Origin of the sequence: Microbacterium ulmi (assembly GCF_011759705.1) — a bacterium.
In the GTDB taxonomy this organism is placed as follows: Bacteria; Actinomycetota; Actinomycetes; order Actinomycetales; family Microbacteriaceae; genus Microbacterium; species Microbacterium ulmi.
In genome coordinates this window covers 971,367-991,960 of the sequence record NZ_JAAOZF010000001.1, presented here as the reverse complement: position 1 = coordinate 991,960, position 20,594 = coordinate 971,367, and the positions used below count along the sequence as shown (strand labels likewise).

The 20,594-nt window shown below is 68.5% G+C and carries 20 protein-coding genes; 15 read left to right on the top strand and 5 right to left on the bottom strand.

The window, feature by feature from the left end:
- Positions 1-19 precede the first annotated feature (19 nt).
- Together rlmN and FHS08_RS04760 are read left to right on the top strand one after the other, a co-directional pair.
- Positions 20-1,252, top strand: coding sequence for a dual-specificity RNA methyltransferase RlmN (gene rlmN, locus FHS08_RS04765; RefSeq protein ID WP_167036010.1), 1,233 nt, complete (start codon positions 20-22; stop codon positions 1,250-1,252).
- Between the two features lie 42 nt (positions 1,253-1,294).
- Positions 1,295-2,305: an aldo/keto reductase family protein gene (locus FHS08_RS04760; RefSeq protein ID WP_167036007.1), complete on the top strand. Its 1,011-nt coding sequence runs from the start codon at positions 1,295-1,297 to the stop codon at positions 2,303-2,305.
- 76 nt (positions 2,306-2,381) lie between these two features.
- Here the strand turns inward: FHS08_RS04760 and FHS08_RS04755 are convergent, their stop codons facing one another.
- The gene (locus FHS08_RS04755) at positions 2,382-3,452 is read right to left on the bottom strand and encodes an AbrB family transcriptional regulator (protein ID WP_167036004.1); all 1,071 of its coding nucleotides are present in this window, start codon (positions 3,450-3,452) and stop codon (positions 2,382-2,384) included.
- Positions 3,453-3,468: 16 nt separating this feature from the next.
- On the bottom strand, positions 3,469-4,887 hold the full coding sequence (locus tag FHS08_RS04750; RefSeq protein WP_167036001.1) for an amidohydrolase family protein: 1,419 nt from the start codon (positions 4,885-4,887) through the stop codon (positions 3,469-3,471).
- 465 nt (positions 4,888-5,352) lie between these two features.
- Here FHS08_RS04750 and FHS08_RS04745 point away from each other — a divergent pair, with 465 nt between their 5' ends.
- From FHS08_RS04745 to FHS08_RS04685, 13 genes are all read left to right on the top strand, one after another.
- Entirely contained in the window at positions 5,353-6,426 is a 1,074-nt protein-coding gene (locus FHS08_RS04745; RefSeq protein ID WP_167035997.1) for an Ldh family oxidoreductase, read from the top strand.
- On the top strand, positions 6,426-7,895 hold the full coding sequence (locus tag FHS08_RS04740; RefSeq protein WP_167035994.1) for an aldehyde dehydrogenase family protein: 1,470 nt from the start codon (positions 6,426-6,428) through the stop codon (positions 7,893-7,895). The genes FHS08_RS04745 and FHS08_RS04740 overlap by 1 nt, the downstream gene beginning before the upstream one ends.
- A gap of 29 nt (positions 7,896-7,924) precedes the next feature.
- The gene (locus FHS08_RS04735; protein ID WP_341800305.1) at positions 7,925-8,386 is read left to right on the top strand and encodes a cupin domain-containing protein; all 462 of its coding nucleotides are present in this window, start codon (positions 7,925-7,927) and stop codon (positions 8,384-8,386) included.
- A 93-nt stretch (positions 8,387-8,479) separates the two neighbouring features.
- On the top strand, positions 8,480-9,412 hold the full coding sequence (locus tag FHS08_RS04730; protein ID WP_167035991.1) for a cyclase family protein: 933 nt from the start codon (positions 8,480-8,482) through the stop codon (positions 9,410-9,412).
- A 28-nt stretch (positions 9,413-9,440) separates the two neighbouring features.
- Positions 9,441-9,989: an HIT family protein gene (locus tag FHS08_RS04725; RefSeq protein ID WP_167035988.1), complete on the top strand. Its 549-nt coding sequence runs from the start codon at positions 9,441-9,443 to the stop codon at positions 9,987-9,989.
- Positions 9,986-10,513, top strand: a complete 528-nt coding sequence (locus FHS08_RS04720; RefSeq protein WP_167035985.1) for an HIT family protein — start codon at positions 9,986-9,988, stop codon at positions 10,511-10,513. Before FHS08_RS04725 ends, FHS08_RS04720 begins: the two co-directional genes overlap by 4 nt.
- Positions 10,514-10,622: 109 nt before the next feature.
- On the top strand, positions 10,623-12,170 hold the full coding sequence (locus tag FHS08_RS04715) for an ABC transporter substrate-binding protein (RefSeq protein WP_167035982.1): 1,548 nt from the start codon (positions 10,623-10,625) through the stop codon (positions 12,168-12,170).
- A 33-nt stretch (positions 12,171-12,203) separates the two neighbouring features.
- Positions 12,204-13,139 carry an ABC transporter permease subunit gene (locus FHS08_RS04710; RefSeq protein ID WP_167035979.1) on the top strand — a complete coding sequence of 312 codons (936 nt, stop codon included), beginning with the start codon at positions 12,204-12,206 and terminating at the stop codon, positions 13,137-13,139.
- A gap of 32 nt (positions 13,140-13,171) precedes the next feature.
- On the top strand, positions 13,172-14,062 hold the full coding sequence (locus FHS08_RS16785; RefSeq protein ID WP_167035976.1) for an ABC transporter permease subunit: 891 nt from the start codon (positions 13,172-13,174) through the stop codon (positions 14,060-14,062).
- Positions 14,063-14,066: 4 nt separating this feature from the next.
- Positions 14,067-15,026 (top strand): ABC transporter ATP-binding protein, encoded by a 960-nt coding sequence (locus FHS08_RS04700; protein ID WP_167035973.1) that lies wholly within the window; start codon positions 14,067-14,069, stop codon positions 15,024-15,026.
- Positions 15,016-16,020, top strand: coding sequence for an oligopeptide/dipeptide ABC transporter ATP-binding protein (locus FHS08_RS04695; protein WP_167035970.1), 1,005 nt, complete (start codon positions 15,016-15,018; stop codon positions 16,018-16,020). Before FHS08_RS04700 ends, FHS08_RS04695 begins: the two co-directional genes overlap by 11 nt.
- An 80-nt stretch (positions 16,021-16,100) precedes the next feature.
- Positions 16,101-16,790 carry a GntR family transcriptional regulator gene (locus tag FHS08_RS04690; protein ID WP_167035967.1) on the top strand — a complete coding sequence of 230 codons (690 nt, stop codon included), beginning with the start codon at positions 16,101-16,103 and terminating at the stop codon, positions 16,788-16,790.
- Positions 16,791-16,917: 127 nt separating this feature from the next.
- Positions 16,918-17,388: an NUDIX hydrolase gene (locus FHS08_RS04685; RefSeq protein ID WP_167035964.1), complete on the top strand. Its 471-nt coding sequence runs from the start codon at positions 16,918-16,920 to the stop codon at positions 17,386-17,388.
- Between the two features lie 12 nt (positions 17,389-17,400).
- Here FHS08_RS04685 and FHS08_RS04680 read toward each other — a convergent pair whose 3' ends face one another.
- Genes FHS08_RS04680 through FHS08_RS04670 form a run of 3 tightly spaced genes read right to left on the bottom strand, consistent with a single transcriptional unit; the run spans position 17,401 to position 20,436 of the window.
- The gene (locus FHS08_RS04680; protein WP_167035961.1) at positions 17,401-17,874 is read right to left on the bottom strand and encodes a GbsR/MarR family transcriptional regulator; all 474 of its coding nucleotides are present in this window, start codon (positions 17,872-17,874) and stop codon (positions 17,401-17,403) included.
- Positions 17,875-17,893: 19 nt separating this feature from the next.
- Positions 17,894-19,516 carry an ABC transporter permease gene (locus FHS08_RS04675; RefSeq protein ID WP_167035958.1) on the bottom strand — a complete coding sequence of 541 codons (1,623 nt, stop codon included), beginning with the start codon at positions 19,514-19,516 and terminating at the stop codon, positions 17,894-17,896.
- Positions 19,513-20,436 carry an ABC transporter ATP-binding protein gene (locus tag FHS08_RS04670; RefSeq protein ID WP_167035955.1) on the bottom strand — a complete coding sequence of 308 codons (924 nt, stop codon included), beginning with the start codon at positions 20,434-20,436 and terminating at the stop codon, positions 19,513-19,515. Before FHS08_RS04670 ends, FHS08_RS04675 begins: the two co-directional genes overlap by 4 nt.
- Positions 20,437-20,594: the final 158 nt, after the last annotated feature.

Below are 20,594 nucleotides of genomic sequence, written 5' to 3'. Positions count from 1 at the left end.
CGTCCCCTACCCTGAGTGCATGACCGCCATGCCCCCTCCCGCACGACAGGTGCGCCCCGCGACGGAGGGCTGGACGCAGAAGAAGGATGCCGAGGGCCGCCCGCTCCTGCAGTTCGCGTCGCCGAAGCGCGGCAAGCCGCCGGCACACCTCGCCGACCTCACGCCCGATCAGCGCGTCGCGAGAGTCACGGAGCTCGGGCTCCCCGGCTTCCGCGCGAAGCAGCTCGAGAAGCACTACTTCGCGCACTACACGCACGACCCCGCCGACATGACCGACCTGCCGGCCGAGGGCCGCGAAGAGCTCGTGCACGGGATGCTGCCGCCCCTGCTGACGGAGGTGCGGCGCCTCGAGACCGACCGCGGCGACACGATCAAGTTCCTGTGGAAGCTGCACGACGGCGCGCTCGTCGAGTCGGTGCTCATGCGCTACCCCGGGCGCATCACGCTGTGTGTCTCGTCGCAGGCCGGCTGCGGAATGAACTGCCCCTTCTGCGCGACGGGACAGGCGGGCCTCACCCGCAACATGTCGGCGGCCGAGATCATCGAGCAGGTCGTGCGCGCCAACCGTCTCATCGCAGACGGCGGGCTGGGCGGCAAGAAGAAGGACGACCACTCCGCCGAGCGCGTCTCGAACATCGTGTTCATGGGCATGGGCGAGCCGCTGGCCAACTACGCCCGCGTCATGCAGGCCGTCCGCGTCATGACCGACAAGAAGCACGGACTCGGCATGAGCGCGCGCGGCATCACGGTCTCGACGGTCGGGCTCGTCCCGGCGATCACGAAGCTCGCCGCCGAGGACATCCCGGTCACGTTCGCGCTGTCGCTGCACGCGCCCGACGACAAGCTCCGCGACGAGCTCATCCCGGTGAACTCGCGGTGGAAGGTCGACGAGGCCCTCGACGCGGCCCGCGCCTACTTCGACAAGACCGGCCGGCGGGTCTCGATCGAGTACGCCCTCATCAAGGACATGAACGACCACGGCTGGCGGGCCGACCTGCTCGCGGAGAAGCTCAACGCCCGCGGTCGCGGCTGGGTGCACGTCAACCCCATCCCGCTCAACCCGACGCCCGGCTCGATCTGGACGGCGTCCGAGGTGCAGGTGCAGAACGAGTTCGTCCGACGTCTCAACGAGGCCGGCATCCCCACGACCCTCCGCGACACGCGCGGCAAGGAGATCGACGGCGCGTGCGGCCAGCTCGTCGCGACGGAGGAGGATGCCGCGATCGCCGCGGCGACCCCGCTTGAGGTGTGAGATCCCGGGCCGCGGCATCCGTCCCGCCGCTAGCGTTGAGGAATGGTTGACTATCGCTACCTCGGCAACAGTGGGTTCAAGGTCTCGGAGATCACGTACGGCAACTGGGTGACGCATGCCTCGCAGGTCGGGCACGACGCGGCGATCGCGACGGTGCACAAGGCCCTCGACCTCGGCATCACATCGTTCGACACCGCCGACGTCTACGCCAACACCGCCGCCGAGGTCGTCCTCGGTGAGGCGCTGGGAGGCCTGGATCGCGCAGAGTTCGAGATCTTCACGAAGGTCTACTGGCCGGTCGGCCGCAAGGGGCCCAACGACCAGGGACTGAGCCGCAAGCACATCTTCGACGGCATCCACGGTTCCCTCCAGCGCCTCGGCGTCGACTATGTCGACCTGTACCAGGCGCACCGCTACGACTATGAGACTCCCCTCGAGGAGACGATGCAGGCGTTCGCCGACGTCGTCCGCCAGGGCAAGGCGCTCTACATCGGCGTCTCGGAGTGGACCGCGGAGCAGCTGCGAGACGGACACGCCCTCTCGACGCAGCTCGGATTCCAGCTCGTGTCGAACCAGCCCCAGTACTCCGCGCTGTGGCGCGTCATCGAGGGCAAGGTCGTGCCGACCTCGGAAGAGCTCGGCATCTCGCAGATCGTCTGGTCGCCCATGGCGCAGGGCGTCCTGTCGGGAAAGTACCTCCCCGGCCGGTCGGTGCCCGAGGGATCGCGCGCGACCGACGAGAAGAGCGGCGCGCGCTTCATCGAGCGTTTCCTGCGCGACGACGTGCTCGAGGCCGTGCAGAGGCTCACGCCCGTCGCCGCGCAGGCGGGGCTGACGATGCCGCAGCTCGCGATCGCGTGGGTGCTGCAGAACCCGAACGTCGCGGCGGCTCTCGTCGGGGCGTCGCGCCCCGAGCAGCTCGAGGACAACGTCAAGGCCTCCGGCGTGAAGCTCGACGCCGACACGCTCGCGGCGATCGATGCGGCGCTCGCCCCGGTCGCCGTCACCGACCCGGAGGAGACCTACCGGGTCTCGCCCAAGAAGCGTCCCTAGTCGGTTGGATCTCCTGCATCGAGCTGCGCGCGCGTTCACCCGGCGCCGGACGCTCGTCGTCGACGCGTGACTCGGATCACCCGGCACCTGACTGCGACGGACCGTCGGGGCGTCTCCGCCGCCCCATCCAGGCGAGAAGCGGGACGAGGGCGAGAGCCAGGAAGAGCCTCACGACCTGCGTCGCGAAGATGAAGCCGACGTCGGCGTCGCTGGCGAGCGCGACGGCGATCACCGCATACAGGCCGCCCGGGGTCGTGGCGAGGTAGGTGTCCACGAGCGGGATGCCCGTCATCCGGGTGACAAGGAGCGCGACCCCGAAGCAGGCGCCCACGGTGGCGATGATCTGCGCGACCGCGAGTGGGAGGAGGCGAGCGATGTACGCGAGCGATGCGCGGGTGAACTTCACACCGACCTGCGCCCCGATCACGAGATAGCTCGCGCTGAGAAGGAGCTCGGGGATCGAGACCGCGCCGAAGGGCCAGGCGAGCGACAGGAGCGTGGTCGCGGCCATCGGGAGCAGCACCATGTTCCCAGGGAAGCGTAGGAGGCGGACGAGGAACAGGCCGACGGCGAGCCCGGCTCCGGTGAACAGCAGATCGCTCCATTCGAGGCCCGCCAGCAGATCGAGTGCCGGCGGGGAGGCGCGCTGACCGGAGGACGGGGCTCCGAGCAGGGTCACGACGACAGGGATCGTCAGGATCACGGCGAGGACCCTCAGGTACTGGACTGTGACGACGATGCGTTCGTCCGCACCGGCATCTCGTGCGGTCGCAACGACGCCCACGGCACCGCCGGCGATCGAGGAGAAGCTGGCGGTGGTCGAGGACACCCCGTGGTGGAGGCGCAGCAGCTGGCCCGCGACGAGACTCGCGGCGACCGTCGTGACGGTGGCGACGAGGATCGTCAGGCCCCGATCGCGCAACGTGACGAGCAGTCCGCCGGACATCAGGGCACCCACCGAGATGCCCACCGTGACTTGAGCCACGGAGATGGTGATCTGTGGAATCCGGGGAGCGCAGCCGAGCAATGCGCAGACCAGACCACCTGCCAGCCCTCCGAAGAGGAACGGTGAGGGGATGTGCAGGAGGACGAGGAGTACGGTGACCACCGCCGCGATCGCGGCGAGGAGCGCCGAGCGCCTGATCATCGCGGCCGTGGTGCGCCTACCAACGCCACTGGGGCTGGAGCAGCGGCTTGTAACCCCATCCCGGCTCGAGCCGGGCGCTCGCGAACAGATGGTCCCGGCTCGAGCGCGCGAGTGCGATCGCGCGCTCGCGAAGCGGCGCTGCGAGCGATCCGTTCTGCTTCACGGCTCTTCCGCCGACGTACACGCTCTCGACGTTTCCTGGGTGCGCTTGAAGCACGACGAGGCCGATCGCGTTGTTCATGGGCTCGAGGTTGAGGGCGCCCGGGGCGAGCAGGACGAGGTCGGCCTTCTTGCCCGGGGAGATCGAGCCTGTCCGGCTCGCCATGCCGACGGCCGACGCGCCCGCGACGGTTGCGAACTCGAGCACGTCCTTCGTCGTGATCTCCCACGACGCCGGGCCGGAGCCCTCGGCATAGTGACGCGCGCCGACTTCCCCGCGATCGCTGACCAGGATCGATCGCATCGCTCCGAACAGATCGCCCGCCACCTGGATGACGATGTCGATCGACAAGGACGGGCGGATGCCGAGCGACACGGCTCGTCCCGTAACGGGGAAGCAGTGCCCGACATGCAGCTCGGAGTCGGGTGAGATGGAGATGCTCGCGCCTGCATCAGCGATCAGGCGGAGTTCGTCGTCGGGGATGTTGTTGCAGTGGACGAAGGTCGTCCGCTCGTTCAGCAGACCCTCGCGCGCGAGGGCGCGAATGGGCTCGTGGCCGCCGGGGCCCCACAGAACGCCGTTCCACGAACCGCCGCCGAGTCCGCCGTCCGTCGTGACGCGCAGGCCGAGCTCGTCCGCGAGACGCCAGTCGTTGATCATCGTCTCTCGAGTGACGATGTGCGGTGGGCGCGTGGCAAGCGCCATCGTGACGAGCGCGTCGTCGGAGGAGAGACGCCCCTCGCGGATCCGACGTGCGTCGGGCGGGTGGTGCCGCGTGCTCTGCTGGTACCACTCCATGGTCTCGTCGTCGTTGGGCGTGCCGTAGCCGAACACGGCGCGGATGCCGGAGTCGACGAGTGCGTCGATCGACGCGTCGGCATGCTCGGGCGTGTTCATGATGTGCGCCCAGTCCACCATCGTCGTGATTCCCGAGTCGAGCGCCTCGAGCGCGCCCAGGAGGGTCGACGCGTACACATCCTCGGGGCGCATGTGCATTCCGAAGCTTCCCCGGATGCAGCTGCGGTACTCCTGAGCCGTGAAGTCGGCACCGAAGCCCCGCAATGCTGTCTGCCATGTGTGACGGTGGGTGTCGATGAGTCCCGGAAGGACGATCTGACCTGTCGCGTCGACGCGCTCGGCGGCGTCGACCTCGAGGCCTGCCCCGACCTCCACGATCGTGTCGTCCTCGATGAGAACGTCCCCGACAGGGATCTCACCGATCGCGGGATCCATCGTGAGGAGATGCCCGCCGGTGATCAGCAGTCGTCTGCTCATGGCCAAGAGGTCTCCGATCGCTGGTCTGACAGCCGCAAGGGCACCAAAGCGCAGGCAGGGACTCCTCAGAAGGCCACTCTGCGCGTTCCGATTGCATTCCGAACCTAGCATCAGGATGCATACAATTTGTAGCACATCTTTTGATCGGTGAAGCCTCCCCCTTTCGAACGCGATCCGGCGGCACGGTGTCCGATGATCGCCGCGCGGTCCCTTGTTCTCCGTGAAATGGCGGCAATGACTCGCATCTTGCACGGGCGACCGAGAGAGGATCCCGACACCGGAAGCTCCTTGGCTCGCCGGGGTTCGATCGTGGCGGCCCCTTGACAGAACTCGAACTGTATACAACTCTGGTCTTGCAGAGAGCTCTTGGGCCGCCCACCCGAACGGCGGCTCAAGAGTCTCGATCCCTGAACGCCGAAGTTCGAAGGTGAGGTCTGGCCCGTGCACCGATTCCCGATCGACGACGTGACCGCACTGGTCGAGGACGTGCTCGTCGCGGCCGGCGCCGATCGCGGACACGCCGCGGTCGCCGCCGAGCGGATCGTCGAAGCAGACGTGCGCGGCATCCCCAGCCATGGCGTCGTGCGAGTCCCCGCCTACATCCGGCGTATCGAGGCCGGGGGCTACAACCTGCGACCCGCGATCCGGGTGGAACGCGAGACGCCGGCGACGGCGCTCCTGGACGGTGACAACGGGCTCGGTCACGTCATAGTGACTCGGGCGATGGGGATCGCCGTGGAGAAGGCGCGCAGCACAGGAGTCGGATGGGTCAGCGTACGACGCTCCAACCACGCCGGCGCGGGCGGCATCTACGCCTCGATGGCGCTCCAGCACGACATGATCGGCGTCTACATGGCTGTCGGCAATGCACCGCACATGGCGCCGTGGGGCGGGCTCGACGCGCTCATGAGCACGAACCCGCTCGCGGTCGCGATCCCCGCGGGCCAGGAGCCTCCCATCGTCTTCGACATGGCGACGACGGTGGCCTCCTACGGCCGCGTCAAGCTGGCCGCCCGGCGCGGCGAGAGCATTCCCGAGGGGTGGATGATCGACCGCAGCGGCGCGCCCGTGACCGACCCCCGTCGGTCCGCGGGGGCACTGCTTCAGCCCATGGGCGGATACAAGGGGTTCGGGCTCAACCTCGTCATCGCCTCGCTTGCGGGCGTGCTCGGGGGAGCGGCATCAGGAAGCGACATCGTCGACTTCAACAAGGACGACAAGAGCCCGACGAACACGGGTCAGGCGGTGCTCGTCATCCGCCCCGACACGATTCGGCCTCTCGACGAGTTCCGGCGTGAGATGGACGAACGCATCAGGGAGCTCACTCGCTCCGTTCCCGCGCCCGGCGGGGAGGGGGTTCGGATCCCGGGTTCACGGCTCCCGAAACGGCGGGCGGATGCCGTAGCCCACGGCGTGGAGATCGCAGCGGACGTCGTCGACGAGCTCGTCTCGCTCGCCGCACGACTCGGAGCCGACAGGACGCCGCTGAACGCGCAGACGGCGACGGCTGGAATCGACATGGACGGGAGAGAGCGCTGATGCGCAGAGGTGAGCTTCTCATCGGCGGCGAGTGGGTGCAGACCCGCGAGCATGACGTGGTTCTGAGTCCGTACGATCGGCACGTCGTGGGCGAGGTCGGTCGCGCTTCGGCCGACGACACCCGGAGAGCCATCGCGATCGCAGCGGCTGCTCATCGCGCGGGCGGCGCCCCGCCGGACCACCACCGCGCCGACATCCTCGCCGCCGCCAGCGCACTCGTGCGCGAGCGCGAGGAGTCGCTTGCCACGTGCATCGCCGAGGAGGCCGGAAAGCCGCTGCGCGCAGCGAGGGCCGAGGTCGAGAGGGGCGCCGAGACGCTCATGTTCGCGTCGGTCGAAGCGCGCCGGCTCGCGGGACACGTCATCCCGACCGCGGCCGCGCCGTCGGGCACCGACAAGCTCGGCTTCACGACGCTTCACCCGAAAGGCGTCGTCGCCGCCGTCTCGCCGTTCAACTTCCCCTTCAATCTCGTGTGCCACAAGCTGGCGCCCGCCTTCGCGGCGGGCTGCCCGGTCGTGCTGAAGCCTGCGGGGCAGACGCCGTTCGTCGCCCTCGAGCTGGCGGCCATCCTGCTGGAGGCCGGCTGGCCGCGAGAGTTCTTGAGCGTGCTCACGGGTCCTGCACGTGAGATCGGCGACGTCTTCGTCGAGAGCGACGACGTTCGCGTGCTCACCTTCACAGGCTCGACAGAGGTCGGCTACGGGCTCGCCGCCGCCAGTCCGAAGAAGACGGTGCTGCTCGAGCTCGGCTCGAACTCTCCCGTCATCGTCGATGACACGGCCGACCTCGAGTTCGCCGCCGGCAGGGTCGCGGCGACCGCGTTCGCCAACGCGGGTCAGTCCTGCATCTCGGCCCAGCGTCTGTACGTGCACGAGTCGGTGGCCGAGTCGTTCCTCGGTGACCTCGTCGCGCGCACGGAAGCGCTCGTCACGGGGGATCCGCTCGACGAGGCGACCGACGTCGGCCCGCTCATCCGACCGGAGGAGCGGGACCGGGTGCTCTCCTGGATCCGCCAGGCGGTCGACGAGGGGGCGCGCGTGCGCACAGGCGGAGCAGTGAACGACGACGGCACGCTTCTGCCCACCATCATCGATCGTGCGACACCCGCCATGAAGGTCTGCGAGCTGGAGGTGTTCGGCCCCGTTCTGGCGGTGCAGACCTACGACGACTTCGGCGAGGCGATCGCGCTCTCGAACGCGAGTCGGTACGGACTGCACGCGGGCGTGTTCACGACCAGCCTGTCCCGCGCGCTGCGCGCGGCACGGGAGCTCTCGTTCGGAGGCGTGAACATCAACGAGTCACCGACGTTTCGCCTCGACCAGCAGCCGTACGGCGGCGTGCGCGACTCGGGAAACACGCGGGAAGGTCCCGCGTTCGCCATCCACGACTATCTGGACGAGCGCGCGATACTCCTCCAGTTCCCCCCCGATGGATCCGAGCGGGCCGCTCGGGAGAGGGCGTCGAGATGAGCGGAGGAGCGTCGAAAAGGAGCATGCGCGTGTCGAGCGCCGGAGATCCGCAGCTGCCGGTCGAGGCCGGCCGACGTGAGGAGCCGATGGTTCTGAGGCAGGGCACGATCGCGCTCTTCGACAGAGGAGCGGGAATCGTCACGGTGCCCCTGGTCGGCAAGTGGAACCGCACGAGCGCCCTCCTCACGACGGGCATCACGCGGTTCGAGCCCCGGACGGGCATCCCGCTGCACAGCCACAACGTGGAGGAGACCGTCGTGATCACGGAGGGCGAAGCGCAGGTCGTGATCGCCGGCGAGACCTTCGAGCTCGCCGCGGGAGACGTCACGTGGGTCCCCGCGGGAGTCCCGCACTTCTTCCGCAACCGAGGAGAGGGCCGCATGTCGATCTACTGGGCGTACGGGGGCCGCGACGTCACGCGAACGATCACCGAGACCGGCGTGACGGTCGAGCATCTCTCCGAGGCCGACCGAGGAGGGACACGAACATGACCGGGCAGGCCCGCCGAGTGCGCGCGGACAGACGAGCCGCCGGTGCCGCCCTCGAGAGATCCGTTGATCACATGAGAGAAGGAGAAGTGCGCGATGCCTGAGTCGGGGCCGAAAGAGTACACCGAAGACGATCTGCTCGAGTTGTTCGACCGGGTCTCGAACACGGGGAGATGGGGGGATGACGACGAGCTCGGCACCCTGAACTACATCACACCCGAGAAGCGCGTGGCGGCAGCGAAGCTCGTCGCGCTCGGTGAGACGCTCTCACTCGCGAGACCCCTGTCCACGGAGCAGACACCTGCGAATCCTTCGCCGCCCGTGCATTTCATGGTCGCCGCGTCGCGTGCCAATCCATCCGCGTCGGCTCTCGACTACTTCGGCGGTGCACCGCACGGTCGCGCGTTCACCCACCTGGATGCCGTCGCCCACAACAACTTCGAGGGTCGTGTCTACAACGGGCGGCGTGCGGAAGACGTCTATCAGCCCAAGGGGCTCACCTTCGGGTCGTCTTTCGCGCAGCGGCACGGCATCTTCACACGCGGCGTGCTCCTGGACATCGCGCGCACCCGCGGCGTGCCCTACCTTGAGCCCGATCAAGGGGTCACGGTGAGCGATCTCGAAGCCGCAGAGCAGGCCCAGGGCGTTCGCGTCGAGAGCGGTGACGTGCTTCTCCTGCACATCGGCTACCTGGAGTTCGAGCGCGCGACCGGCAGATACGGCAACATCTTCACCGGCCAGTTCGCAGGACTCACACCTGACACGATCGAGTGGCTTCACGAGCGCGAGGTCGCGGTCTACGGCGGAGACTGCATCGAGCAGAACCACCCCAGCGAGCGGTTCAACCACCTCCCGCTGCATCGCATCGCGATCCCCTCGATGGGCCTGATCCTCGTGGACTACCCCGATGTCGAGTCGCTCGCCGCTCGTTGCGCCGAACTGGCGCGCTGGGAGTTCCTGTTCACCATGGCACCCATCGCGTTGCCCAAGGCCACGGGGAGCTTCATCAATCCCATCGCCGTCTTCTAGCGGCACCACTGCGGAATCGGAGAGCGACGTGTCGGACGACAGCACGATCGACAAGATGGGCCCGGCGGAGTGGCCGGCCGACTACGCCGAGCGGGTGGCAGGCAAGGACTGCAAGCTCTGCGACAGGGAGAACAAGGGACCGAACGACTGGATCCGCCTCAACTGGCTGCTCGTGTGGGAGGGGACCGAGAGCGAGGTCTACCTCGAGAAGCGGGCGACACGCGGGCTCGCCGGCTACAGCGTGGCGTTGTGGAAGGGCGCCCACATCGCCGAGCCCGGCGAAGCGAGCGACGAGAGCGCGAGGCGGTACTGGCGAGAAGTGACGGCGCTGGCGAGGGCCGTGCATACGGTGTTCCAGCCCGTGAAGCTCAACATCTCATCGATGGGCTCGATCACGCCCCACCTGCACACCTACGTCTTTCCGCGGCACGACGCAGACCCCGCGCCGGGAAGGAACATCCCGTGGCGCTCGCTGTATCTCGAACCGAGATTCACCGAGGAGGAGTTGCAGAGCCAGGCCGTGAAGCTGCGCGGGGCCATCGAGCAGGACCCGCTGCTCTCGGAGGTCGCGGGATGAGCGCCGTCGATGGAGCGGAGGGCGCCGTGGTGACGACCGCATCGGTCCGCTGGCCAGCGGATTGGCCCGCACGGCGCTCGGGTGAAGGGTGCGCCTACTGCGCCCGCATCGGTGGCGGAAGCCACGCCGAGGCGGTCCATGTCCTGACGGGAGGCTTCGCCGAGGTATACCTGGACCGCCGGCCGCAAGCGCCCGGGCACGTACAGCTGGTGTGGCGCCGGGGTCACATCGCCGAGCCCTTCGAAGCGACGCCCGAAGGTGTGGATGGGTATTGGCGAGAGGTGGTCATCACGTCGCGAGCCGTCCAGCGCGTCTATCGACCGCTGAAGCTGAACGTCATGACGCTCGGCAATCTGGTCCCTCATCTGAACACACGGATCGTCACGCGCTACTGGAGCGATCCGGCGCCGGGAGGCCCGCTTCCGTGGGATCTCGTCCACTCGCCTCAGGAGACTCCCGAGGCTGAGCTGCAGCGTCAGGCCGATGAACTCCGCGTCGCGCTCGATGAGCTCGGGTTCTCATGATCCGGGGCCGATCCCTCTCACGGTGAGGCGAGCGGCCATGATCGCGGCCACTTGGCGGGCCTCCAGAAACAGCCAAGGATCCTCCTGACAATGAAGTGGAGAAGAAGGAATGGTACTCAAGAGAGCACGACTGCTCGCCGCGTTGGCGGGAGTGGTCGCGACCGGCCTCGTCGCCGTGGCCTGCAGCGCACCAGCCGATGAACCGGACGACCAGGAGACACTGATCTGGGCCGCATCGTCGGCTCTGGGAACCCTCGATATCGCGGCGAGTCTCGAGGTGACATCCCGCCAGCTTCTGTTCGGAAGCGTGCTGGAGGGGCTCACCGAGCTGAAGGCGGATTCCGACGGCAACTACGACTGGGAGCCGCTTCTGGCCACGAGCTGGGAGCAGATCGAGCCGACGAAGTGGCGGTTCGAGCTCCGCACCGACGTCACGTTCTCGGACGGTCAGAAGCTGACGGCACGCGACGTCGCGTTCAGCGTCAACAAGATCGCGGACCCCGCCAGTTCCCGCGCGAGCATCCTGAACAATCTCGCGAGCGCCGAGGTCGTCGACGACGACACCGTCGACATCATCACGAAGACGCCGGACTTCTTCGCATTCCGTGCTGCCGCCGAGATCGCGGTGCAGCCGGATGGCTGGGGAACCGGCGACACCGCGGCCGGTGCTGCGACGACGGCGATCGGCACGGGGCCGTACGTGCTGAAGGATCTGTCGGCCGCCAAGGATCAGGCGACCCTCGAGGTCCGCGACGGATATTGGCGGGACATCACGCCGTACTTCAGCACGGTGCAGATGCGCGTCATCCCCGACACTGGAGCGAGGTTCGCCGCGCTGCAGGCCGGAGAGATTCAGGTCGCTCTCGACCTGTCGCCCGATCTGCTGACCCAGGCACCCGCGACGCTCTCGGCGCCCGCGACCGAGGTGGAGTTCGTTCGAATCGACACATTGACGCCTCCGCTCGATGATGTGCGGGTCCGTCAGGCGCTCAACTACGCGGTCGACAAGGACGTGCTCATCAACGACGTTCGCCAGGGCTTCGCCGAGCCGGCGCACGGCCAGGGCACCTTCAAGGAGTCGCATGGGTTCAATCCAGATGTCGAGGACTATCCCTACGACCCCGAGGAAGCCAAGCGTCTGCTCGAAGAAGCGGGAGCGGCCGATCTGACGCTCGATCTCGTGTGCGGCGACCAGTACGGCGTCACGGGCACCGACACGTGCCAGACCCTCGTCACGATGTGGAACGACGTCGGCATCGACGTCAACTTCACCATCGCGCCGTACGAGAGCATGATCAACGACTTCCTGCTCGCGAGGAAGAACGGTCTGCCGGCGCCGAACCTGCTTCACCTGCTGGCCGGCAGCGACACGCTCACTGCCACGCCGTACATCCAGAACTACCTCAACTGCGGCCCGGAACGCGGGCAGTGGTGCGATCCCGTGTTCATGGAGGAAGCCGACAAGGCGCTCGCCATGACGGATGCCGACGAGCAGGCCGCGGCCTATCGCGACCTCATGCAGTACGCGCGTGACGAGGCTCCGCTCGTGTTCCTCACGAATCCGAGGATCGTGATCGCCGTGGCCGAAGGCATCCAGGGGGTCGTGTACGGCAACCCTGGCAAGATCAACTGGGCCGAGTACTCCAGATCGTCCTAGGACCGCGTCGCCAGTCAGCGAGAGGGTAGCTTCGTGACGTTGTTCATCGTCAGGCGCATCGGGTCGGCCTTGGTCACCCTGGTCGTGGTGATGTTCGCTGTGTTCTTCATCTTCCAGGTGATCGGCGACCCGGCGCGTCGGACCCTGCCCGTCAACGCCACGGAAGCAGAGGTCGAGGAGTACCGAGTTGCCACGGGGCTGGCGGACCCCCTGCTGGAGCGGCTTGTCCGCTACCTCCAGGGGGCTCTCCGCCTCGACTTCGGCGTATCGACGACGCGCGGAGAGCCAGCGATGAACGTCGTGCTCGATGCGCTCCCACGGTCGCTGTGGCTCGCTCTCGTGGCGTTCATCATCACGGCGACCGTCGCCGTGACGCTCGGAGTCATCGCCGGACTGCGAGTGGGGCGGCCGCTCGATCGGGCGATCCACTCGCTGTCGTCTGTGCTCGCTTCGACGCCCGACTTCTGGACCGGCCTGATCCTGGTGCTCGTCTTCGCGGTCACCCTGGGCTGGTTCCCGACGAGCGGTTACGGCGGGCTGCCGTACGTGGTGCTGCCGGCTCTCGCCCTCGCGATACCTCCCATAGGACGAGTCACGGCCATCGTGCGGGAGAGCATCCGATCGGTCGCGTCGGAACCATACGTGCTCGTCGCCACGAGCAAGGGGCTCTCCCGACGCACTCTCGTGTTCAGCCACATCATCCGAGCCGGGCTCGTGCCGATCATCTCGGTTGGAGGTCTCGAGCTGTCTCGCATGGCGATCGGCGGTGTCGTCGTCATCGAGTCGGTCTTCGCGTGGCCCGGTCTCGGGCGACTGTATCTCGACGCGATGCGCAAGTACGATCTCGCGCTCGTCAGCGCGACTCTCTTCACGGCGACGCTCACCGTGCTGATCATCAACATCGTCCTCGACGTCGTCTACGCGGCTGTCGATCCTCGCGTGCATCTCGCGCGGATCGCGGGGGAGTAGCGATGTCCTCGGGAACGGCAGAAGGAACGATCGTGGAGTCGAGCAGCCAAGACGAGACAGCACCGCTGGACGCCGCCGACGAGCTGCAGCCCACGGGCGCGGGGTCGAAGCGCCGCTGTAAGCGCCCACGGCGCTGGGGTGCGGCGCACGCCGTCATGATCGTCATGCTGGCGTTCGCCTTCATCGTGCCGCTCTTCGCGCCGCCCGACGCGATGGCGGTCGCACCGCAGCACCGATTCGAGCCGCCCTCGATCGAATGGCCGCTCGGCACGGATCATCTGGGGCGTGATCTGCTCTACGTCACGGCGATCGGGCTTCGCACCTCGATTCTGGTCTCGGTCCTCGTCGTGCTCACGGGTGGTCTCTTCGGCTGGCTCGCGGGCGCCTTCAGCGCCTACGTGGGAGGGTGGGTCGACAACGTCCTGAGCCGCATCATGGATGTGTTCTTCGCCTTTCCCGCGACGATCCTCGCGATCGCCCTGCTCACCGCGTTGGGCACGAACTTCGGCAACTTCGTGTTCGTCCTCGCGCTTGCGAGCTGGGTGAACTATGCCCGGGTCATCCGGGCTCGCGTGCTGACACTGCGGGACGAGGAGTTCATGCAGGCGGCGCGCCTGTACGGAGCGAGCGTGCCTGCGACCATCCGACGCCACGTGTGGCCCAACACCTCCGACCTCTGGATCGCGGTGGCCATGGTGCAGTTGCCCAATGTGATGCTCGGGGAGGCGACGCTCAGCTTCCTGGGGTTCGGGCTTCAGCCGCCCGACATCTCGCTGGGAGTGGTCATCGCCAGCGAGAAGGACTATCTGCTGACGAACAGCTGGCCCGTGCTGCTGGCAGGCCTCGTGCTCGTCGTGACGTGCGCAAGCCTCGCTTCTGTCGGCTCGCGCCTGGGAACCGCCGCACGTGCGGCACTGGAGTGAACTGATGCTCGTCGTCGACAATGTACGCAAGGTGTACTCGAGTCGCAGTCACGACGTCGTGGCCGTCGTGGGCGCGGATCTGCGAATCGAGCAGGGGGAGTGCGTGGCTCTGGTCGGGGAGTCCGGATCCGGAAAGTCCACGCTCGCGAAGCTCATCGTCGGGCTGACGGCCCCGACCTCGGGCCGCGTCGAGGTGCAGGGTCAGGACGTGCGTGAGCTGTCGGCGAGCGCGCGGGGCCGGCGGCACCTCTCGAGCAGAGTGCAGATGGTCTTCCAGAACCCCTACAGCTCGATCGATCCCACCATGACGATCGAGGAGATCGTGCGGGAGCCCCTCACGATCCAGGGCTGGACGCGCCGCAAGTCCTCCCAGCGGGTGAAAGAGGTGCTCGACCTCGTCGATCTCGGGACGCGGTTCGCGAGCCGTCGACCGCGCGAGCTGTCGGGTGGCCAGCGTCAGCGAGTGGGCATTGCGCGTGCGCTCTCGGTGAGCCCGTCTCTGCTCGTGCTCGACGAGCCTGTCGCGTCTCTCGACGTGTCGATCCAGGGTCAGATCCTGCAGCTGCTCCAGACGATCCGGCGCGAGACGCAGGTCGGCATCCTGATCATCGCTCACGATCTCGGCGTCGTCCGCGCAGTTTCCGACAGGACCATCGTCATGTACCTCGGGCAGACGGTGGAGCGCGCGCCCACGTCCGATCTGTTCGACCGGCCGCTTCACCCCTACACCGCGTCTCTGCTGGCGTCTGCGACATCGGAGGGAAGGCGCACGATGCCCGACGACGTCCGCGAGGGGCTGGGCAGAGAGGCACTGCCGCACGCGGAGCGCCAGCACGGCTGCGTCTTCCGCAACAGGTGCGCGTACGCCGTGCCGGAGTGCGCCGACGCGGTCCGGCACGTCGAGGTGGGCGACGGTCACGACGCGTGGTGCAATGTTCCGCTGGAGGTGGAAGGTGGACGCTGAGACAGTCGTCGAGGTGCGCGATCTGACGGTCGTCTATCCGGGACGCTCGGGACCGCTGCCGGCTCTGAACGGGGTGAGCATCAGCCTTCCGCAGGGGCGATCGCTCGGAGTCGTCGGCGAGTCCGGCTCGGGCAAGTCGACTCTCGCCCTGGCGATCCTCGGTCTTCTTCCCTCGAACGCCATGACGACGGGAAGCATCCGTGTCGTCGACACCGACATCGTCGCGTCGAGCCGCCAGGACGTCGATCGGCTCCGCGGGACGACGATGGCCCTCGTCTATCAGGATGCGCTTGCCTCACTCAACCCCGTGCGTACGGTCGGCGCCCAGATCCTGGAGGTCGTTCGACGTCACCGCTCGGATCTCACGCGACCCGAGGCGCGCACGCACGCGATAGAGGCCATGCGTCGCGTGGGCATCTCCGATGCGGCCGCGCGGATGAGGCAGTACCCTCAGGAGTTCTCCGGCGGGATGCGTCAGCGTGTCGCGATCGCGATGGCGCTCGTAGGGCGGCCGCGTCTGCTCATCGCCGATGAGCCGACCACGGCACTCGATGTGACGGTGCGCACGCAGACGCTCGCCGTGCTCGAGCGCATGCGCGAGGAGCTCGGAATGTCAGTCATCCACGTCTCGCACGATCTCGAGGTCATTCGTGACGTCAGCGACGACGTCGCCGTGATGTACCACGGCAGGATCGTGGAGTACGGCCCGGCCTCCGAGGTCCTGAGCGAGCCCCGGCATCCTTATACCGCTGCTCTCATCGACAGCGTTCCCACGATCGCCACTCCACGGATCTCCTTCATCCCGGGCACCCCGCCGGGTGCAGGCGACGTGCTCCCCGGGTGTCCTTTTGAACCTCGTTGCGCCATCGGCAACGGCAGAGAGGAGTGCCGGACCGCTCGTCCCCCGCTCGTGGGAGCGGCAGCCGACGACGAGCACCGCGTAGCATGCCACTTCCCGCTCCAGGTGGAGCCGCGAGTGACGACCCCGGTGTGACGTCGCCATGAGCCGGGCGAGACGAACATCCACCTTCCAGCAAGACGGGCCGGCTGACGCCGGGTGAGGAGCCGCTGCCGATGGGACACTCCGTCGCGGATCGCACGTATGAACACCTTCGAGGCGCGATCCTCGCGGGTGACCTGAGCGGGGGAAGCCCCCTGCGCGAGGAGCGGATCGCGGCCGACCTCGGGGTCAGTCGCACGCCCGTGCGCGAGGCGCTGCGTCGACTCGGTGCAGAGGGGCTCGTCGTCATCGACACCAATCGAGGGGCGCAGGTCTCGTCCTGGACTGAGCGCGACCTCGATGAGATCTATGGGATCCGCGCGCTGCTCGAGCCGTACGGGGCGCGTCTGGCGGCGAGCCAGGCGAGCGACCAGGAGCTCGAGGAGCTCGTGCAGCTCTACAAGAGCATGGAGCATGCCGTGCGGTCGCAAGGACCGGAGACCACGATGGAGTCCGCTCGACTGACTCTTGTCTTCCACAAGCTCGTCCTCGCGCTCTCCGGCAGTACCCGGCTCGTGTCGACCGTTGCGAGCATCGTCGCCTTTCCCGTCCTGTACCGGGCCCAGGCCAGCTACTCGAGCTCCCGGCTGCTCCAGGGGCATGCTGAACACGGCATGATCGTCCAGGCATTGCTCGACCGCGACCCCGCGCTGGCCGAAGCCACGATGCGTCACCATATCCTTGCCGCGAGAGCCGAGGATCGCCGCCTCTTCAAGCTGCACGCCGACCCTGCCCACGGATCCGTCGATCCGCTCCCGAGATGAACGTGCTTCTCACCAATCCTTCGCCGGGCCGAGCGCGACGTCGTCGCCGCTCCGATCCATGCCCGAGCAATGGAGCCTGCGTGCGTGTGACGGCCAGGCAGCTCCCCGGACTCGCGCGGATCGACGAATGATCCACAGCGCCGGCATCCTGCTCTACCGGCTCGCATCGGGCGAGCCCGAGGTCCTGATCGCCCACATGGGCGGGCCGTTCTGGGCAGCGAAGGATGCCGCCGCGTGGTCGATCCCGAAGGGCGAGTACGACCCCGGCACGGAGGCGGCGGCGGATGCGGCGACCCGCGAGTTCCGCGAGGAGCTCGGCGTCGATCCGCCGCGTGGCCCGCTCGCCGAACTCGGGACGTGGGCGTACTCGTCGGGCAAGCGCGTCACGGTCTTCGCGGCCGACGGCGCCGGGTTCGTTCCGCCGATCGCCGGATTCGGCACGTTCGAGCTCGAGTGGCCGCCGCGCTCGGGGAAGCGGGTGGCGTTCCCCGAGGTCGACCGCGTCGAGTGGATGGGCCTCGACGCCGCCCGCGAGAAGCTCGTGAAGGGCCAGCGCCCCGCGCTCGACGCTCTTGCGGAGCATCTCGCTGCGACGTGACCCCTCGGCTGGTCAGGAGCCGCGCCGGGACTCCCACTCGTCGACGAGCTCCGGCATCCGCTCGGCGAGGAACCGCAGGAATCCGGCCATGTCCCTCGCGCGCGCGACGGAGGCCGCGGCATCCGTGTTCTCGTCCGCGATCGCGTCGAGGTAGTCCCCGAGGCGCGCGTACATGGGCGCGTTCGCCGTGACCATGGAGCGCCAGCCGTCCTCCATGAGGTCGTACCGGGCGATGCGGTCGCTGGGCCGCGAGAGCCGGTGGATGATGCGCAGCGACTGCAGGTAGCGCACCGCCCCCGACACGGCCGCCGGCGAGACGCCGAGCCGATCACCGAGCTCGGCCGCGCTGTATCCGCCGTCGGGAGAGCCGACGAGCGCCATCATGACGCGCGCCGGCATTCGCGGCATCCCGGCGGCCGTCATCATCGCCGCGGCCTGCTCGGCCGGCACGATGCCGGGGTGGTCGGGCGTGTCGCTGTCGGCCATGGCTCCTCCGGGCTCCACGCTATCCGGCGGCGGCGAGCTCGCGCCGCCGCATGAGACCGAGGGATGCCGCGCCCCCGGCGACGACCGCGAGGAGGAGCCACGGCAGCCCGCGCAGGTCGATCGTGTCGCCGTCGAGCTGAGGCGTCACGGCGAAGGGCGAGAGGGTCTGCGTCACCTCGTCGGACAGCCCGAGGAGCGGGCCGAAGAGCCCGATCACGATCGCGACGACGAGGAGCGTCCAGCCCAGGGGGATCGTGAGGCGCGGTGCGACGGTGAACACAAGCGCCGTCAGCACGAGGAACACGCTCGCGGCGACGACCTGCCCGGCGGCCGCGACCGCGGCGGAGCGGATGAGCTCGGATGCGGCATCGGAGCCGATGGCCCCGAGCGCGGCGCCCGCGACCCCGCCCGCGCAGGTCAGGGCGACGGCGACGACGCCGGCGATGAGGAAGTCCGCGAGCCAGCGGACGCGCGCGGTCGGCGTCGCGAGCACGGGCTCCGCGGTGCCGTGCGTCTCCTCCTGTCGCGCCCGGGCGACCGTCTGCACGGCGGCGCATGCCGCGAGCAGGCCGATCATCATGAAGAACACGACGATGACCGACTGCTGCAGATCACTCCCGGCTGCGAGCGACGTCAGCACGTCGGCGATCGCGGGGTTCTCGCCGCCGATCTGGTCGACGACCGAGCCGAGCGCCGTCGACAGGGCGCCCGCGACGAGAGCCCCGACGATCCAGCCGATCGTCGAGGGCGCCGAGAGGCGTGACACGAGCGCGGTCGTCGAGGCGAGTCCTGCGCGCGCGTTCGCGCGGCCGCGGCGCTCCGCGACGATGCCTGCACCCTGGTCGCGTCCGGCCTGCAGCGCGAACGCCCCGGCGGTCAGCACGAGGAAGGCGCCGATGCACAGGAGGGCCGGCCACCACAGGTTCTCGTCGTACGCTCGCGTGTTCTCCGCCCAGCCGAACGGCGAGGTCCATGCCAGCCACGAGCTCTCCATGTGCGTGAGATCGTCGCTCGGAGTGCCGAGCGCGTTGCCGACCCCGGCCAGGACGAAGGTCGAGAGCAGGATCCATACCGTGAGCGAGTTCGCGGCCCGGGACGTGCGCATGAGCTGCGCCGACAGCATCCCGAGCCCCAGGAAGACGAGCCCCGTGGCAGCGGCGGCGAATCCCACGAGCAGCGAGCCCTCCGTCTCCGCGCCGCCTGCGAGCAACGACAGGGCGACCAGGATGCCGAGCACGGCGTTCGCGAGCACCCCGTGCACGAGAGTCGCGACGGTCGGCATCCAGCGCCCCGCGGGGGTCGCGTCGATGAGCTCGAGGCGACCGGCCTCCTCGTCGCCGCGCGTGTGGCGAACGGCGAGGAACGCGCTCATGAACGCCGCCATCATCGCGAGGAACGGGAACAGGAGGAAGACGACGAACGCCGAGCGGTCCGGCCCCGATGGGAGACCGCGGAACAGGAGGATGACGGGATTGGCCATGACGGCCGCGAGGATGCCGAGGCGGTCCTGCTCCGTGCCGTACGCCTCGGCGACACCGGCGAAGCCCGAGAGGGCGAGCGCGACGGTCCCGGCGATCCACAGCGTCAGCTGCAGCCAGTCGCGGCGCAGCCGCTGCACGAGGAGGGCGCCCAGCCGACTCATCGCCCGTTGCCCTCGAACGCGGCGAGGTCGTCGCCGTAGTGGCGCAGGAAGAGCTCCTCGAGCGAGGGCGGGTTGACGCGCAGGCCTGCGACCCGGAGACGCGCGAGCTCGGGGAGGGCGCCGGAGACCTGGTCGCTGTCGACGGTGAAGCTCACGCGTCCGTCGTCGACCAGCACGTCGTGGGCGCCTGCGATCGCGGCGGCGGCAGCGGCATCCGTCCCCTCGAACGAGACCTCCGTGCGGGTGAGGTGACGGAGGTCGGCGAGCGTGCCTGCCTCGACGATCCTGCCGGCGCGGATGATCGAGATGCGATCGCACAGTCGCTCGACCTCGGAGAGGATGTGGCTCGACAGCAGCACCGTCGCGCCGGCGGCCTTCACGCGGGCGACCTCGCGGCGGAACATGACCTCCATGAGGGGATCGAGCCCGCTCGTGGGCTCGTCGAAGATGTAGAGGTCGGCGGGAACGGCGAAGGCGGCGATGAGTGCGACCTTCTGGCGGTTGCCCTTCGAGTACGCCCGGCCCTTCTTGCGCGGGTCGAACTGGAACGCCTCCAGGAGGCGCTCCCGCTCGGCGGTGTACACGCGGTCGCGGCGCGCGGCGCCGCGCAGGCGCGCGAGCAGGTCGATCGACTCGCCGCCCGAGAGGTTGGGCCACACGCTCACGTCGCCCGGGATGTACGAGACGCGGCGATGGATCGCGACGGCGTCGCGCCAGGGACGGAGGCCGAAGACCTCGGCGGTGCCGCCCGTCGCGCGGGCGAGGCCCAGGAGGATGCGGATCGTCGTCGACTTGCCCGCGCCGTTGGGCCCGAGGAAGCCGTGGACCTGCCCCTGCGAGACCTCGAGATCGAGGCCGTCGAGGGCGTGGGTGCGGCCGTAGTGCTTCACGAGGCCGCTCGTGCGGATGACGGTGGTCATGACCGCAACGGTACACACACTTCACAAACTCGTGAAGTCGGCGAATCGTGGCCGGGCCGGACGGACTCCGCTCGTCACATTCCGACATGCAACGCGGCCCGATCGCGGCGACGAGCTGTCGAATCCCTAACATCGGGAGGTCTGCCGCACTCGCACGT